Genomic DNA, 14,772 nt, shown 5'->3' with positions numbered 1-14,772 from the left:
CCGGCAGCGATCAGTACTCGCTCATTTCTGCGAGTGCGAAGCGTAACGCCCTCAGGACCGGGACGCAGAGGAGGCGGTGGCGCCGGCACGGGAACGGTTGGCGCGGATCTCGTCATGGTGGTCGGCCGCCCAACCGATCAGCTGCTTGACGATCTCGTTCAGGCCGCCGCTGAGCGGGGCGAGCGCGTACTCGACGCGCGGTGGCACCTCGGCGTAGGCGGTACGGCTGATCAACCCGTCCTCTGTGAGCTGGCGAAGGGTGTGGGTCAGCATGCGCTGGGAGATGCCCGGGATCTGGCGCTGCAAGTCGGTGTAGCGCACCGGGCCGCCCTCCAGGACGGCGATGATCAACATGCTCCACTTGTCGCCCACCCGGTCGAGCACCTGGCGGATGAAGTCCATGTGATCGGCGGGGATGCTCGCGCACGGCCCGACCGAAGCCGCCGTCCCGTTACCCGCACTGTCCTGCATAGCGCCCATTCCTCTCCGTCGCGCACACCGATGTGCCTTTTGTATCGCCTTCCATACTGGCTCATCATGGCGTTACGAACGAATAGTAGGAATTGGAGGTCAGGGTATGAAGGTAGAGATCTGGTCTGAGATCGCCTGCCCCTGGTGCGGTCTGGGCAGCCATCGGTTGGATCGGGCCGTGGAGCGATTCGAGCACAGCGGCCACGTAGAGGTGGTCCACCGCTCGTTCCCTCTGGGCAGTGGCCTCCCCGAGGACCGCACGCTCAGCGTCCGCGAATTTGTGCTGGCCAAGTACGGCGTCATCCCCGGGCAGGCCGGCGTACCGGATGTCGAAGGCATGGCCGCCTCCGAGGGCCTGGCCCCCTACCGGGTCCTGGACAACCGAGTCGGGAACACCGACCTGGCCCACGAGTTCCTGGCTCACGCCTCCGCCGAAGGCAAGAACGGCGAAGCCTGGAGCATGATCTTCCGCGCCTACTTCGGCAAAGCCGAGTCGATCTTCACGCTCGACGACCTGCTCGGCCTGGCCGACGAGATCGGTCTGGACCGCGACCAGACTCGCCAGGTGCTCGCCGACCGGCGCTACCGCCGTCAGGTACAGGAAGACGCACACCAGGCGCAGCAGCTCGGGGCAACCGGTGCCCCCTTCACCGTCATCGACGGCCGGTACGCCGTTGCAGGAGCGCAGGACACCGACACCCTGCTCGGCATCCTGCGCCAGGTCTGGGACGAGACCCACCCGACCGTTCTCGATGCCGACAACGACGCGGCGATCTGCGGCCCGGACGGCTGCGCAGTTCCCGCCGACCACGCCGCCCACGCCTGATCTACACACCTGACCCACACGCCGACCGGGCATCCGATCTCCGCATGTCCCGGCGGTCACCACACGGAAGAGATCTCACTGTGCCCACTCTCGCCATCGTCGGCGCCGGCCCCGGCATGGGCCTGGCCATCGCCCGCACCTTCGGCAGCCGCGGCTTCGACGTCGCCCTGATCGCCCGTACCAAGGAGAAGCTGGAAACGCTGGTCGCCCAGCTCGGCCAGGAAGGCATCACGGCAGCCGCGTTCCCCGCCGACATCCTCGACCGCGCCTCACTGACCGATGCCCTGGACGCGGCCAAGGCCCGCTTCGGCGGCATCGACGTACTGGAGTATTCGCCGGCCCCGCACTCCCCGGTGCCCGGCCTCACCCTGGCCGCTCCCTCGGAGGTCACGGTGGACAATCTGCAGCCAATGATCGAGTACGGCTTCTACGGCGCCATCACGGCAGCCCGGACGGTACTACCCGCGATGCGCGAGGCGGGCGCCGGGAGCCTGCTGTTCACCACCGGCGGCGGTTCCGTGGACCCGGTGCCGATGTTCGGCAACGCCAACGCGGCCCAGGCAGCTCTGCGCAACTGGGTGATCAACCTGAACAAGGAACTGGCCGGCAGCGGTGTGCACGCCGCCCACGTGGCGATCGGCGTGTGGATCGGCGAGGGCGGCCCGGAGGGCTTCCCGACGGCCACGCCCGAGCAGATCGCCCCCCTGTACTGGGACCTGCACGAAAACCGCGACCGCTCCGAGGCCGTCTTCAACGCCTGACCGGCCGGCTCACCCCGTACTTGTGCTCCAGCGCCCGCCCCGACATCCCAGCCTTGGAGTCACGCCGGATCGCCGCGGTCCTGTACAGGATTGGTGGTGTTGATGAGTTCGGGCACCAGCAGATCGACGGCATACTCAGCGAACGATTCTCGCTGCTGACCCCCATCAGGGTGGAGGCCCAGCCCACCGCGAACGGCCACTGGCTCGTCTGCATCACGGGCGAGCGACGCTGACCAGCAGAAGATCGTCCGTGATCTCAGCTTCCCGGCTGGCAGCGAGCCGCCGCCGGAGACTGGGCCGCCTACGCAGCCGAGATCGCCCGACGGAACTCGAAAGCTGACCCCTGCACCGATGTCAGACCCGCTCGAACGGCTCCGCGTACTTGAAGACGCCCCGCAGCGCGGGGTCGTGGGCGGTCAGGGTGCGGACCTGGAAGTACTCGCCCCACGCGGGGTCCGGTGCGGTGATGCCGGAGTCCGTGCTGGTGCGGAAACCGTAGCGGCCGTAGTACGCGGGGCTGCCGAGGAGGGCGACGAGGGGCTCGCCCAGGGCATCCGCTGCGCCGAGCACGGTGTGGACAAGGGCGAGGCCGACGCCGCGGCGCTGGTGGTCGGGGTGCACGCTGAGCGGGCCGAGACCCAGGACGGAGGCAGTGCCGACATGGCCACGGGTGCAGACCACGTGGCCTACTACCTCGTCCTTGTCGCCGAGTGCCACGAGCGACAGTTCCGGCAGCCAGCCGTCGCAGGTGCGCAGCTCGTCGAGGAGGGTTACCTCCACCGGAACCGGAGTCTCCGGCTTGGCGAAGGCCGCCGCGGTGACGGTGCTTACGGCAGGGACATCGGCAGGCGTTTCGCGTCGGATCAGCACCGGCACAGTCTGGGCCCCGAGCCGCGGCGCCACAAAGGATTTCTGGGTACGCCCGGCCGCCCGCACCAGTAGCCGGTGAAGACGTCGCGGGCGGGCAACGCCAAGCTGCTCGAGCTGTCGAAGGTAGGTCGACACCGAGCCACACCATGTGGGTCGTTTCGGTGAGGGAGGGGTCGCTGTTCTGAGCCGCGAGAACGGCCACGGGCTGGTCTACTCGCCCCAAGTGACGTGAAGCATCCCGTTGTTCCGCTCGGAGGCCCCGGGCGGAACTACCCGACCGCGAGGGTTATGAACGCATCCCACTCGGCCCGGCTGACCCGCAGTACTGGCCCGCCACCCGCAACCTTTGAGTCCCGTACGTACACAGCGTCCAGACCGGCAGCCACCTCCACGCAGTCGCCGCCGCCCGATCCGCTGTAGCTGCTCTTGAACCAGCGCAGCCCGTCCACGTTCTCGGTTACCTGCCCCACGCTCATGTCTCTCCCGCCAGCCGTTCGATGAGCCGCGCAGACTCGACGCCGTTCAGAGCCTGCGATCGCAGCTTGCCATAGCGCAAGCCGAAGGCGCTGACCTCTGCGGGATCACGGACGACGCACCCGACCTCCTGGGACTCGATGTATCCGAGGTGCTGATGCTCCTTCGTCTCCAGCATCACGAACGGTCCGTTCAGCCCGGCGTGGAACCCCGGCGCGGCAGGCATGACCTGAACCTCGACGTTGCGCAACGCGCCCACCTCCAGCAGGCGTTGCCACTGGCCGCGCATGACCTCGGCATCACCCACCGGGTTACGGAGCGCCTCCTCGCTGATGATGAACGACAACTCCGCCATCGGCACCCGCGTCAGCAGCTTCTGACGGCTCAGCCGTGCCTCCGTGTGCTGGTCCACGATCTCCTCGCTCAGCGGCGGGCAGTGCCCCGCGAACACCGCCCGCGCGTACGCCTCCGTCTGCAACAGCCCCGGCACCAGCAGCGGATCGTACGAGAAGCGGCTCAAGACCTCCGCCTCGATGAGCGCGAAGTTGCGGAAGAACCGTGGCAGCTTCGCCCGGTCCACCTCGTCCTGGAGGACCTCCAGGACCCCCCGCGCATCCAGCACCCGGTCCGCCGCCGTGGTGAACGCCGCCTTCGCCGGGCGCCGCCCCTGCTCGACCGAGGCGACCTGCTCCATCGAGTAACCGATCGCCTCCCCAAGCTCTTGCTGGCTCAACCCGGCCTGCATACGCAGGTATTGGAGCAGCCTGCCGTACGCCGACCACGCACCCGGCAGGTCGCTCTCCTCCTTCGTCTTCACCGCGAGACTGTTCCGCGTCTCCCGCACCGCACCCACGTCCTCACGCCCTTCCGTCCCGGAGCGCACCGTCCGCCACTACCCACAGCGCTCGTCAACCCCCCTGCGCCGGGGCCGTGTTCAACGCGAGCCGCGATCGCCGGGATACGGCCCCGGACCCGTACAACGCCCGTACAGGACCCGTACAACCAAGGCGGGCAACGACCGCGTACTCCGTACGACGAGGACGACGTACGGCCGTTGTACCTGGTCACCGGCGTCCCGCCCACCCACGCTGACACCGTGACACAGCAACAGACCACCGACACCGGTGAACCCCGCACCCCCGCCCACCAGTTGACCCTCCACCTCAGCAGCACCAGACGGGGCGCCCGGCTCGCCCGCCAACTCGCCGTTCAGCAGTTCACCGAGTGGACCGGCCTCCCGCACGACTCCGGTCCCGCCCGCACCGTCGCCCTCGCCACGGCCGAGCTGGCGTCCAACGCCATCACGCACGGCAACGCCCCCGGCCGCGACTTCCGGCTGACGCTGCTCCACCTGCCCCGGCCCACCGCCGTACGGATCGAGGTGACGGACACCCGCCCCGAGCGGTTGCCCCCCGACCCCGCCTCCCTCGCCCCGCCTGCCGACGCGACGTCGGGCCGCGGTCTGCTCCTCGTCCAGGCGTATGCGGACCGCTGGGGCTGCACCGTCCACGACGCGTACACCAAAACCGTCTGGGCCGAGGTGTCCCTACAGCAGCCGAACACGTCGTCGCCCCTCCGCACGGAACGCGGCTCAGAGCGGGCGACCACCCGGGCGCACGAGGCGTAGACAGCCGGCCCGCGGCCTGGGGAAGGGACGGTCCGAGCGGCAGCACCAGCCGGCCGTTACGACAGCTCAGGCGGGCAAGGCCAGCGCACGTGCGAGCGCGGCCGTGACCTGGGCCGCACGCTCCGGAAGACACCGGACCGCCCAGGCGGCGGCGAGGCCGAGGAAGCCGGCCAGGTCCGCTCGGCTCCCGCGAGCAGGCGCCGCAACTCGACGGTGGGCAACTCGATCACCGGGCTGTCATCCCGCTCGGCGTCCACGGTGAGGCGGACCGTGTCGCCGCGCCGTTCGGCCAAGGAGGAGGGATCGTGGCCGAAGGAGGCCCAGCCGCCGCCGTCGAGGACATCGAGCCAGTCGCCACGCTCTTCCAGCCCGTTGCAGCAGCCCGGCACCAAGGTGACGCCGGTGGAGGTGTCCGTGACACGCAGACCACCCGAGACGAACAGGTCGTCCAGGGCCAGCAGCCCGTGCAGGAACGCGCCGAGGGAGCTGGCGGGCCTCGGCGCTTGGTCGGCGGCCTCCGGCACGGCGTCGTTGCACGCTGCGATGCTCATGACCGCCGTACCGACCTCGCCGGGACCGAGCGCGCCGCTGAGCGGCAGGAAGCCGTGCGGCTCGGCCCCGACGATCGGCCACAGCGCGAAGTCCTCGGGGACGCGGATCTCAAGGACGGGCTGCATCACGAACACTTGGAGAGTGTGCGGCAGGTCGTACCGCACCGCATCCCAGTAACGCGATGGCGACCATCCCGCTGACACGGATGGCAGGAGACCGAGCGCGTCCCTCCGCTGGTCTCCCGCCCGCGAAATCCTGGTCAGTTGTCCAGGCGCACCGGCATCAGCATGGAGAACGTGTCTTCGGCGTCGGGCCGGCGGATCGCCAGGGGTGCCGTGGGGGCGCCGAACTCCAGGATCAGCTGGTCGCGGGCTCCGGCGGCGAGCGCGTGCAGCAGGAACTCGCGGTTGACAGCGACCAGGTCCTGGCCGTCGTCACCGTCCTCGCAGACGGCCACCGTGCCGTCGGCCGTCACCTTGAGCACGCTGAGAGCGACGGACACATCGTCCAGCTTGCGCACCTCGCTCGCGCGGACAGGGCCGGTCTCCACCGCCTTCCGGAAGGCCGGCACATCGACCAGGGCGCGGCGCCCGGCCGGCAAGTGGATGAGGCGACGGTAGTCGGGGAAGTCGTGATCGAGGCACTGCCCGGCCGCCTGACGGCTCCCGTCCCCCATCTCCAGCGTCACGCGGTCACCGTCCACAGCGAGCTCGACGGGTTCCTCGCCGCTCAGCAACGCCCGCATCGCGTCGGCGAGCGGGACGGGCACGATGACCTGCACGCGGGGCCCGCCCTGCCCGGCGGTACCGGTTCGCGCGATGGCCATCCGGTAGCGGTCGGTGGCCACGATGTGGAGTGCCTCGTCCTCGATGTCGAACAGGACACCGCCGAGCATCGGCAGCTCCGGGTCGGTGCTGGCGGCGAATCGGACCGCGTCCAGTGCGGCGGCCAGCTCAAGTGCGGAGACGGACAGTCTGATGGTGGCGGTGCGGAGCGACGTCATGGAGTTCTCCCTGTGTTCGAGTAGGGCTCGGAGTGTGGAGAACTCGCTGCGGGCATCGGACAGCCCCTGTTCGAGACGGCGCAGATGCGTCTGAAGGAGCTTGCGTACGAGGTCGGTGTCCGCGCTGGACCAGCCGGCCAGCACCAGCCGGATGTCCGCCAGCGGCATACCGGCCCGGCGCAACCGGGCCAGCAACCGGGCCTCTTCCAGCTGCTCGGGGCCGTACCAGCGGTAGCCACTCACCGGATCCACCCAGGCGGGGACCAGTACACCGGCACGGTCGTAGAACCGCAGGGCACTCACGCCCAGTCCGCTGTCCCGGGCCATCTCACCAATGCTGCGCATCTCGCTCTCCACACCCGGAACTCTGAGCCCTGCACAAGGTCGAGGGTCAACTCCTGGACATCGCGCGGTGACGCATCTGTCAGGGGTGCGTCTCGCGATGGGGCTGTCAGAGGTCCGGCCCCAACACGCCCCGAGCCCGTGACCTGGACGGTGCGACCGCGTCAAGATGGCCAAGGCCCACAGCCCTCGCATCCAAACGGGCCACAGCTACGTCATCGCCATCGTGTGGGAGGAGGACTCCTGCGCCCCGGACGGAGGCCGATGGCGCGGTCTTGGCGAGGGATCCACCGTCCCGTATGACAACAACAGGATCGGCGAAGGCGAGTTCGAGGGCCGCGCACGTACCGCCGCCCAGGCTCGGCAGGTCCTGGCCGAGGGCGGCCTGAATATTGGCCTGAAGGACGAGATGGCCGGCAAGAGCGCGGCCAGCCTCGCCACAGCACTCAAGGCGGCCAAACCGGAAGAGTTCAGGCCGTTTGCGCAGGAGTCCGCGGCAGGCGCGTGCGACTGACCACACCGCTCAGCCGAACAGGACGGCGGAGCCGCTTCCAGGTCTTTGCCGCCCGCCCGGTGAGCCTGGTCTGACACCGAGAATGCGGCGGCACCCGCACCGGCGCGGCTCCAGCGGCTGTCGCAGTGGTGACGGTGGAGCACTCGGCGTGGATGATTCCCGGCTCTCCCGAACGTTTCCCCGCACTGCTCCGTCATTAAGGAAACGAGGAAGGACCGGCCATGGCGCGCAGCGCACGACGGGCCCATGAGAAGGACGATCCTCCAGGCTTGGCCGATGCGGCAGAGGTCAGGCGGGTGCGAGCGGTACTGGCCTTGGGTGGCGTGCCCTGGGACGCGCTGGACGACGGTGTGCAGCAGGTCAGGCTCAAGTTGCTTGAGGAGCAGGCCAAGCCGACGCGGCCGGAGGTGCGCAATCGTTTGGCCTGGCTCACCGTTGTCGCCTCCCGTGTGGCGAGTGACTGGCACCGGTCACAGAGCAGAGACGCCGGACTGCGTCAGCGCCTGGCGGAGCACTCGGAGGAACACCGGGTCCTTGCCCTGGCGGTGGCGGAGGAGCTTGAGTCGATGCCCGCGGCACAGCGGCAGGTACTGGTGCTGCGTTACTACGCGGACCTGCCCATCCGCGAGATAGCGCTGCTCCTGCGCGTCCCCGAAGGAACGATCAAAAGCCGCCTGCACACGGCCCATGCGGCGATGCGGGCGCGGCTGCGCCAAGTGGAGGTGATCTGACATGACTCAGTTGACCGGCCCGGAGGAGCATCAGTTGCGCCTGGCCCTCGGCCTGATAGGCGAAGCGGTCGGCGGTGAAGAACCCGCCACCCCGCTCCGTGCGCACCCTGCCTGGTCGAAGCGTCCTGGCATCGTCGTCGGTGCCCTGGTCGCCGCGGCGTCCCTGGCCCTCGTTCTCCTGGCTTATGCGCTTGCGGACGGTGATTCAGGCGGAGCCCAGCAGGACCAGGGGCAGGCGCTGAGCCACATGGAGTGGATTGCCTGCTCGCCGATGATTGTCGAAGGGGACGTGGTGGCGGTACGCGATCACCCCGGACAGGACGATACGGTCAAGGTGACCCTCACCGTTACGGAATGGATCAAGCCGAGCCAGGGCGCTGAGCGGCAGATCCAGTTCACCGCCCTGAGCGCCAAGGAGATGGGCGAGTATCCCTACCGGAAGGGCGAGCACATGCTGGTGGCCGTCAGGGATCGTCCCGACGAACCGGCCGACACATTCCGCGTCGACGGGGCGGGGAAGTCACGAACCCTGGAGTTCGAGCGCAACCGGATCGATCAGAACCTGGCAGCGGCAGCAAAGACTGAGTGCCCCGCCTTCTGGCGCAACAGAGACGACGACAGTGGCGGACGGGCGGACAGCTGACGTTCGTGGTGGTGTGGTCCAGCAGCGCCTCAGGCCGCCGCCGATCCTGCGTGGATAGGCGGCGGCCTGAGTTCCGGATCGCTGACACATACGCGATGCGTTCCAGCAGGCCAGGGACAACCTGATTGATCCGGTGGTCGATAAAGAGCGGCGAGGAACCGTGAAGCGTTCTGGTTGAAGTCACGCGCGGTTGTCTCTGTGCAGTTACATGGTCCTACCGGAGGCTACGGAGCCTGCCGTGATCTGCTACACCCTCGACGAACTGGTCACCCTGCCCGACGCGGCGAGTGCAGGAAGCGAGGAGGGCACGGAAGCCACAGAGGAGTAGGCCTCAGTGGCGGCAGGCTCGGCGGATTCGCGGAGCGTCACGTGGCCCTCCCGGTTCCTCCACAGCCACCCGATGTCCCGGCCGAACGACCACACCAGCGAGCCCAGCGCCAGGACGACCGTCGCGAATGTCAGGACGTACGGCAGGATCCCCGCTCCCGCGACCAGCAGCGCGACCCCCTGGAGCGCCGCCACCGTCTTGCGGCCCGTGCTCGGGGGCAGGGCGGCGTTCAGCCAGGGCATGAAGCGGGCCGCCGCCACGAAGGCGTACCGCATTCCGCCGATCAGCAGGACCCAGGGGCCCAGCTGCGTGGAGACGTACACGCTGAGCACCAGGATCAGGAAGGCGTCGACCTCCATGTCGAAGCGGGCGCCCAGCGCGGTCGAGGAACCGGTGCGGCGGGCGACCTTGCCGTCGACCGCGTCGAGGATCAGGGCGACCGTGGTCAGGGCGACCAGAAGGGTGACCGGCGGCGGGCTCTGGAAGGAGTCCGCGACCAGGGCCGTGACGCCGGCGACGAGCGTGGCGCGGCCGAGGGTGACGCGGTTGGCAGGGCCGAAGGAGCGGGGCCGTGTGCGGTGCAGGGCGCGGGCGAGCACGGCCCAGGTGGCGAACGCGAATGCCAGGCCCGTCAGCCAGCCCACCGGCCCCATGCCGATCGCCGTGCCGAGGACGGTCAGCAGGAGGAGCATCGCGCCCGCTCCCACGGCCGTCTCCTGCTGCACCTGCAAAAGCCTCGCGTCGTACGTGTTGTTCAGGGCCACCGCACATCCTCCGGCCAGATGACAAAGTCGATCACTGCCGCTTACGTTGTCCGCGGCTTCGCAACGGTCGGTACGTGCACCGTCGCCGGAGCGTTCAGCCGGACTCAGCAGGTTCACAGCTTGGGCACGACTTTTTGCGTGGCTTTGCAGCACGAATTTTCAGGAGGATGAGATGCCGATGAACCGCGTTGCACGCGCTTTCTGGCTGGAGTCTCCGGGGCACGGCGAGATACGGGACGCCGATCTGCCGAGCCCCGTCGAGGGCGAGGTTCTGGTGCGCACGCTCTTCTCCGGAGTGAGCCGCGGAACCGAGACCCTCGTCTTCCGCGGTGGCGTGCCGGAGAGTCAGTACGGCGCGATGCGGGCGCCGTTCCAGGAGGGCGATTTCCCGGGACCGGTCAAGTACGGGTATCTCAACGTGGGCCTGGTGGAGGAGGGGCCGGCGTCGCTCGTCGGGCGGACCGTCTTCTGTCTCTATCCGCATCAGACCCGGTACGTCGTTCCGGCGAGCGCGGTGACCCCCGTGCCCGAGTCCGTGCCCGCCTCGCGTGCCGTCCTCGCCGGCACCGTGGAGACCGCGGTCAACGCCCTGTGGGACGCCGCACCGCTCGTCGGTGACCGGATCGCGGTGGTCGGCGCCGGGATGATCGGCGCGAGTGTCGCCGCCCTCCTCGCCCGGTACCCCGCCGTCCGCGTCCAGCTCGTGGACGCCAACCCGGCGCGTGCGGAACTCGCCCGGGCCCTCGGCGTCGATTTCGCGCTCCCGGCGGACGCCGCCGGCGACCGCGATCTGGTCGTGCACGCCAGCGCCACCGAGGCGGGCCTCACCCGCTCGCTGGAACTCCTCGCCCCGGAGGGCACCGTCCTCGAGCTGAGCTGGTACGGCGACCGACGGGTCAGCCTGCCGCTGGGCGAGGCCTTCCACTCCCGCCGCCTTGTCGTCCGCAGCAGCCAGGTGGGCACCGTGTCCCCGGCCAGGAGCGGGCGCCGTACGTACGCCGACCGGCTCGCCCTCTCGCTCGAACTGCTCGCCGACCCCGCCCTGGACGCACTGATCACCGGCTCGTGCGCCTTCGAGGAACTGCCGGAGGCGATGGCCGCGCTCGCCGCGGGCGAGACGCAGGCGCTGTGCCACCTGGTTCAGTACGACACTGAAGGACACTGAAGGGGCCTGACCACCTCGGATCGGTTCGGGACTACGTCCGGTGACCGGTTCGCCGAACAACGTGTCCGAGCCACACGTCCCAAACGAAAACCCGTCGAAACTTCCTCCCGTACCGCCTGAACACGGAGAACGGACCTGCCGTACTACACGGCACGCCCGGCAGAGGGATCAGACGTGCCGCACCTGGAGGGTCGTCCGTTGTTCAGCATCACCGTCCGCGATCACCTCATGATCGCCCACAGCTTCCGCGGGGAGGTCTTCGGACCCGCGCAGCGCTTGCACGGGGCGACGTTCCTCGTGGACGCCACCTTCCGCCGCGCCGAGCTGGACGACGACAACATCGTCGTCGACATCGGACTTGCCACCCAGGAACTGGGCGAAGTGGTAAGCGAGTTGAACTACCGCAACCTCGACAACGAGCCCGACTTCGCCGACACCAACACCTCCACGGAGTTCCTGGCCAAGGTCATCGCCGACCGCCTCGCGGAGCGGGTGCACAAGGGAGCGCTGGGCGAAGGCGCCCGCGGACTGTCCGGCATCGCGGTCACCCTGCACGAGTCGCACATCGCCTGGGCGAGTTACGAGCGTGGACTGTGAACAAGTACGCGGACATCATCCCCATGTCTCTTCGCGCCATGCACTTTGTGATGCCCGGCACAGTGGACGACCTGACCAAGCCCAGCGGGGGCAACACCTACGACGCCCGGGTGTGCTTCGACCTTCCCGCCTTCGGCTGGCAGGTCCACAAGCACGCGATCGACGGCAGCTGGCCCCAGCCCTCAGCCGCCGCCCGCGCGGAACTGGCCCGCACCCTCAGCGAGATCGCGGACGGCAGCCGCGTACTCCTCGACGGACTCGTCGCCTGCGCCGCCCCCGAGATCATCGCCGCGGAGACCGAGCGGCTGCACCTGGTCGTCCTCGTTCACCTGCCGCTCGGCGACGAGACGGGTATCGACCCCGGCCTCGCGGCGGAACTGGACGCCCGCGAGCGCCGCACGCTGCGTTCCGTGCCCGCGATCGTGGCCACCAGCGAGTGGGCGGCCCGCAGGCTGGTCGCCCACCACGGGCTGGCCCCCGACCGGGTCCATGTCGCCGCGCCCGGCGCCGACATCGCGCCCCTGGCCGCCGGCACCGACGGCGTCTCGCGGCTGCTGTGCGTCGCCTCGGTCACCCCGCGCAAGGCGCAGCACCGCCTCGTCGAGGCCCTCGCCACCCTCACCGACCTGAACTGGAGCTGCGTCTGCGTCGGCGGCCTGGGCCAGGACCCCGAGTACGTCACCGAGATCCGGGAGCTCATCGACCGCCACGGCCTCGGCGACCGGCTGCAACTCGTCGGCCCGCAGGCCGGAGCCGAACTCGACGCGAGCTACGCCTCCGCCGACCTCCTGGTGCTCACCTCGTACGCCGAGACGTACGGCATGGCCGTCACCGAAGCGCTGGCGCGGGGCATCCCCGTGCTGGCCACGGACGTCGGCGGGCTCCCCGAGGCGGTGGGGCGCGCACCCGACGGCGGGATGCCCGGCATCCTCGTACCGCCGGACAACTCGGCGGCGCTCGCGGCGGAACTGCGCGGCTGGTTCGTCGACACCGATGTACGACGCCGTCTGAGGGCCGCCGCGCGCGGACGCAGGGCCGCGCTGGACGGCTGGGCCGCGACGGCCCGGAGCCTGGCCGGTGTGCTGGGGCGACTTGGGCGAGACGCAAGGAAGGGGGCAGCGTGAGTACGAGCATGACACCACCCGAGCAGGCGACGCCGAGGGTCGCGGAGGTGGGAACGATTCGGCTGGGTGACCGCAGGCGCGGCGCCGCCGACACGGAGGCCGACGACGTGACGCGGTACGCCCCCGAATGGCTGCAGTTGCGCGAGCCCGCCGACGCCGCCGCGCGGGCGGCCGAGCTCCTCGATCCCCTGCGGATCCGGCTCGCGAACATGCCACAGCGGCGGTCCAACGGCCTGGTCATCCACGACCTCGGCTGCGGCACCGGCTCCATGGGCCGCTGGCTCGCCCCGCGACTCGACGGACCTCAGCACTGGGTCCTGAACGACCGCGACCCCTATCTGCTGCACTTCGCCGCCGTCGGCTCGCCCCGCACGGCCGCCGACGGCAGCCGGGTCACCGTCGAGACACAGCGCGGCGACGTCTCCCGGCTGACCGCGGACGCGCTGAAGGGCGCCTCGCTGGTGACCGCCTCCGCCCTGCTCGACGTACTCACCGCCGACCAGATCGAGGCGCTCGCCAAGGCCTGCGCCGGAGCCGGCTGCCCCGCCCTGCTGACGCTGTCGGTGGTGGGGCGCGTCGAACTCACGCCCGCCGACCCGCTGGACACCGAGATCGCCGAGGCGTTCAACGCCCACCAGCGCCGCGACGACCTGCTCGGCCCCGACGCGGTCACCACGGCCTGCGACGCCTTCGCCCGGCACGGCGCGACGGTACGGGTGCACCCCAGCGCCTGGCGGCTCGGCCCCGACGAGTCCGCGCTGATGGCGGAGTGGCTGCGCGGCTGGGTCGGCGCGGCAGTCGAGGAGCGACCCGAACTCGCCCCGCGCGCGGGCGCCTATTTGCGAGGGCGTCTCGCGGCGTGCGAGGCGGGGGAGCTGAAGGTCGTGGTGCACCACAGCGATCTCCTCGCCCTCGCCCGTCCGACGGGAGGAGCGGCATGAGTGCGCAGGCGGTGGCAGCCGACGCGCAGCCACGCGCCGTCCGGGCCGAGCCGGCACCAAGGCCAGTCCTGGACGGCAGTGAAGAGCGGGCGAGCAGTGAAGAGCAGGTGATACGAGGCGCACGGGCGGCCCGGACACCGAAGCCGGTCCCGGACGCGCGCCGCACCCTTCGTACGCTCTGGTCCCGTATCGACTCCCGCGCCCTGCGCACCCACTTCGGCACCTTCGTGGGCGTCGCCATTCTCGGCGTACTCGTCTGGCGGATGGGCACCGGCGTCTTCGTGGACGGACTGCGCCGGGTCGACGGCCCCACCGTGCTGGCGGCCCTCGGGATCGGCGTGGTCACCACGGTGTTCAGCGCCTGGCGCTGGTGCCTGGTGGCCCGAGGGCTGAAGATCCGGCTGCCGCTGGGTCCCGCCGTCGCGGACTACTACCGCTCCCTGTTCCTGAACGCGGCGCTGCCCGGCGGCGTCCTCGGCGATGTGCACCGCGCCGTACGGCACGGACAGAGCGCCGGTGACCTCGGCAGGGGCGTACGCGCCGTGGTCCTCGAACGAGTCGCGGGCCAGGTGGCGCTCATGGCCGTCGGCGGGGTCATCCTGCTGACGCTGCCCTCGCCGGTCCAGGCACAGACCCAGCACCTCGTCGAGGCGTCCGCCATCGCGCTGGCGCTCGCCGCGATGATCGCGGCCGTGGTCGCGGTACGGCTGAAGGGCTCGTCGCCCTCGTCGCGACGCATGCCCCGCCTGCGCAACGCGCTCGCCGAGGCGCGTGAAGGACTGGTGGCCCGCCACACCTGGCCAGGTGTCGTCGTCTCGTCGGCCGTAGTGCTGGCGGGCCACCTCGTGATGTTCGTACTCGCCGCCAGGGTCGCGGGATCCGACGCGTCCCCAGTCGTGTTGCTGCCCCTGGCGGTGCTCGCCCTGCTCGCGATGGGACTGCCGCTGAACGTCGGCGGCTGGGGCCCCCGCGAAGGCGCCACCGCCTGGGCCTTCGGCGCCGCCGGACTCGGCGCGAGCACCGGCTTCTCGGTCGCCGT

The 14,772-nt window shown here is 70.1% G+C and carries 18 protein-coding genes and 1 pseudogene; 12 read left to right on the top strand and 7 right to left on the bottom strand.

What is annotated here, in order from left to right:
• Window positions 1-51: 51 nt before the first annotated feature.
• A complete protein-coding gene (locus tag IEZ21_RS28260) occupies window positions 52-480 on the bottom strand; it encodes a winged helix-turn-helix transcriptional regulator (RefSeq protein WP_213089364.1) in 429 nt (142 codons plus the stop codon).
• A gap of 97 nt (window positions 481-577) precedes the next feature.
• Between IEZ21_RS28260 and IEZ21_RS28255 the strand changes: the two genes are divergently transcribed.
• From IEZ21_RS28255 to IEZ21_RS28245, 3 genes are all read left to right on the top strand, one after another.
• Window positions 578-1,297: a DsbA family oxidoreductase gene (locus tag IEZ21_RS28255; RefSeq protein WP_189324700.1), complete on the top strand. Its 720-nt coding sequence runs from the start codon at window positions 578-580 to the stop codon at window positions 1,295-1,297.
• Between the two features lie 80 nt (window positions 1,298-1,377).
• Entirely contained in the window at window positions 1,378-2,058 is a 681-nt protein-coding gene (locus IEZ21_RS28250) for an SDR family NAD(P)-dependent oxidoreductase (protein WP_189324699.1), read from the top strand.
• A 53-nt stretch (window positions 2,059-2,111) separates the two neighbouring features.
• Window positions 2,112-2,291 carry a hypothetical protein gene (locus tag IEZ21_RS28245; protein ID WP_189324698.1) on the top strand — a complete coding sequence of 60 codons (180 nt, stop codon included), beginning with the start codon at window positions 2,112-2,114 and terminating at the stop codon, window positions 2,289-2,291.
• Window positions 2,292-2,412: 121 nt separating this feature from the next.
• Here IEZ21_RS28245 and IEZ21_RS28240 read toward each other — a convergent pair whose 3' ends face one another.
• The 3 genes from IEZ21_RS28240 to IEZ21_RS28230 form a co-directional block, all read right to left on the bottom strand.
• A complete protein-coding gene (locus IEZ21_RS28240) occupies window positions 2,413-2,928 on the bottom strand; it encodes a GNAT family N-acetyltransferase (RefSeq protein WP_189324697.1) in 516 nt (171 codons plus the stop codon).
• A 269-nt stretch (window positions 2,929-3,197) separates the two neighbouring features.
• Window positions 3,198-3,404: a DUF397 domain-containing protein gene (locus tag IEZ21_RS28235; RefSeq protein WP_189324696.1), complete on the bottom strand. Its 207-nt coding sequence runs from the start codon at window positions 3,402-3,404 to the stop codon at window positions 3,198-3,200.
• The gene (locus tag IEZ21_RS28230) at window positions 3,401-4,219 is read right to left on the bottom strand and encodes a helix-turn-helix domain-containing protein (protein ID WP_189324695.1); all 819 of its coding nucleotides are present in this window, start codon (window positions 4,217-4,219) and stop codon (window positions 3,401-3,403) included. The genes IEZ21_RS28235 and IEZ21_RS28230 overlap by 4 nt, the downstream gene beginning before the upstream one ends.
• Before the next feature lie 279 nt (window positions 4,220-4,498).
• Between IEZ21_RS28230 and IEZ21_RS28225 the strand changes: the two genes are divergently transcribed.
• The gene (locus tag IEZ21_RS28225; RefSeq protein ID WP_189324694.1) at window positions 4,499-5,029 is read left to right on the top strand and encodes an ATP-binding protein; all 531 of its coding nucleotides are present in this window, start codon (window positions 4,499-4,501) and stop codon (window positions 5,027-5,029) included.
• A 56-nt stretch (window positions 5,030-5,085) separates the two neighbouring features.
• Here the strand turns inward: IEZ21_RS28225 and IEZ21_RS28220 are convergent, their stop codons facing one another.
• The gene (locus IEZ21_RS28220; protein ID WP_308429652.1) at window positions 5,086-5,715 is read right to left on the bottom strand and encodes a hypothetical protein; all 630 of its coding nucleotides are present in this window, start codon (window positions 5,713-5,715) and stop codon (window positions 5,086-5,088) included.
• Between the two features lie 125 nt (window positions 5,716-5,840).
• Window positions 5,841-6,929, bottom strand: coding sequence for a DNA polymerase III subunit beta family protein (locus IEZ21_RS28215; RefSeq protein WP_189324693.1), 1,089 nt, complete (start codon window positions 6,927-6,929; stop codon window positions 5,841-5,843).
• Window positions 6,930-7,095: 166 nt separating this feature from the next.
• On the opposite strand from IEZ21_RS28215, the gene IEZ21_RS28210 reads away from it, so the two are divergent.
• The 3 genes from IEZ21_RS28210 (at window position 7,096) to IEZ21_RS28200 (ending at window position 8,814) form a co-directional block, all read left to right on the top strand.
• The gene (locus IEZ21_RS28210; protein ID WP_189324692.1) at window positions 7,096-7,440 is read left to right on the top strand and encodes a hypothetical protein; all 345 of its coding nucleotides are present in this window, start codon (window positions 7,096-7,098) and stop codon (window positions 7,438-7,440) included.
• A 221-nt stretch (window positions 7,441-7,661) separates the two neighbouring features.
• Window positions 7,662-8,171, top strand: coding sequence for an RNA polymerase sigma factor (locus tag IEZ21_RS28205; protein ID WP_189324691.1), 510 nt, complete (start codon window positions 7,662-7,664; stop codon window positions 8,169-8,171).
• 1 nt (window position 8,172) lies between these two features.
• Window positions 8,173-8,814, top strand: coding sequence for a hypothetical protein (locus IEZ21_RS28200; protein ID WP_189324690.1), 642 nt, complete (start codon window positions 8,173-8,175; stop codon window positions 8,812-8,814).
• Window positions 8,815-9,060: 246 nt separating this feature from the next.
• On the opposite strand, the gene IEZ21_RS28195 is transcribed toward IEZ21_RS28200, so the two are convergent.
• Window positions 9,061-9,906: a CDP-alcohol phosphatidyltransferase family protein gene (locus IEZ21_RS28195; protein WP_189324689.1), complete on the bottom strand. Its 846-nt coding sequence runs from the start codon at window positions 9,904-9,906 to the stop codon at window positions 9,061-9,063.
• Window positions 9,907-10,084: 178 nt separating this feature from the next.
• Between IEZ21_RS28195 and IEZ21_RS28190 the strand changes: the two genes are divergently transcribed.
• From IEZ21_RS28190 to IEZ21_RS28170, 5 genes and pseudogenes are all read left to right on the top strand, one after another.
• A complete protein-coding gene (locus IEZ21_RS28190) occupies window positions 10,085-11,071 on the top strand; it encodes a zinc-dependent alcohol dehydrogenase (RefSeq protein WP_189324688.1) in 987 nt (328 codons plus the stop codon).
• A 198-nt stretch (window positions 11,072-11,269) separates the two neighbouring features.
• Window positions 11,270-11,668, top strand: a complete 399-nt coding sequence (locus IEZ21_RS28185; RefSeq protein ID WP_189324687.1) for a 6-pyruvoyl trahydropterin synthase family protein — start codon at window positions 11,270-11,272, stop codon at window positions 11,666-11,668.
• Window positions 11,669-11,691: 23 nt separating this feature from the next.
• Window positions 11,692-12,792, top strand: a complete 1,101-nt coding sequence (locus IEZ21_RS28180; protein WP_189324726.1) for a glycosyltransferase family 4 protein — start codon at window positions 11,692-11,694, stop codon at window positions 12,790-12,792.
• A gap of 8 nt (window positions 12,793-12,800) precedes the next feature.
• Entirely contained in the window at window positions 12,801-13,733 is a 933-nt protein-coding gene (locus tag IEZ21_RS28175) for a class I SAM-dependent methyltransferase (protein ID WP_373302315.1), read from the top strand.
• Window positions 13,730-14,749, top strand: a pseudogene (locus tag IEZ21_RS28170) (lysylphosphatidylglycerol synthase transmembrane domain-containing protein); the annotation flags it as partial. The gene IEZ21_RS28175 and the pseudogene IEZ21_RS28170, both read left to right, overlap by 4 nt.
• Window positions 14,750-14,772 lie beyond the last annotated feature (23 nt).

The organism is Streptomyces flaveus (assembly GCF_014647675.1).
Lineage (GTDB): Bacteria > Actinomycetota > Actinomycetes > Streptomycetales > Streptomycetaceae > Streptomyces > Streptomyces flaveus.
This window is presented reverse-complemented; position numbering and strand designations above follow the sequence as displayed.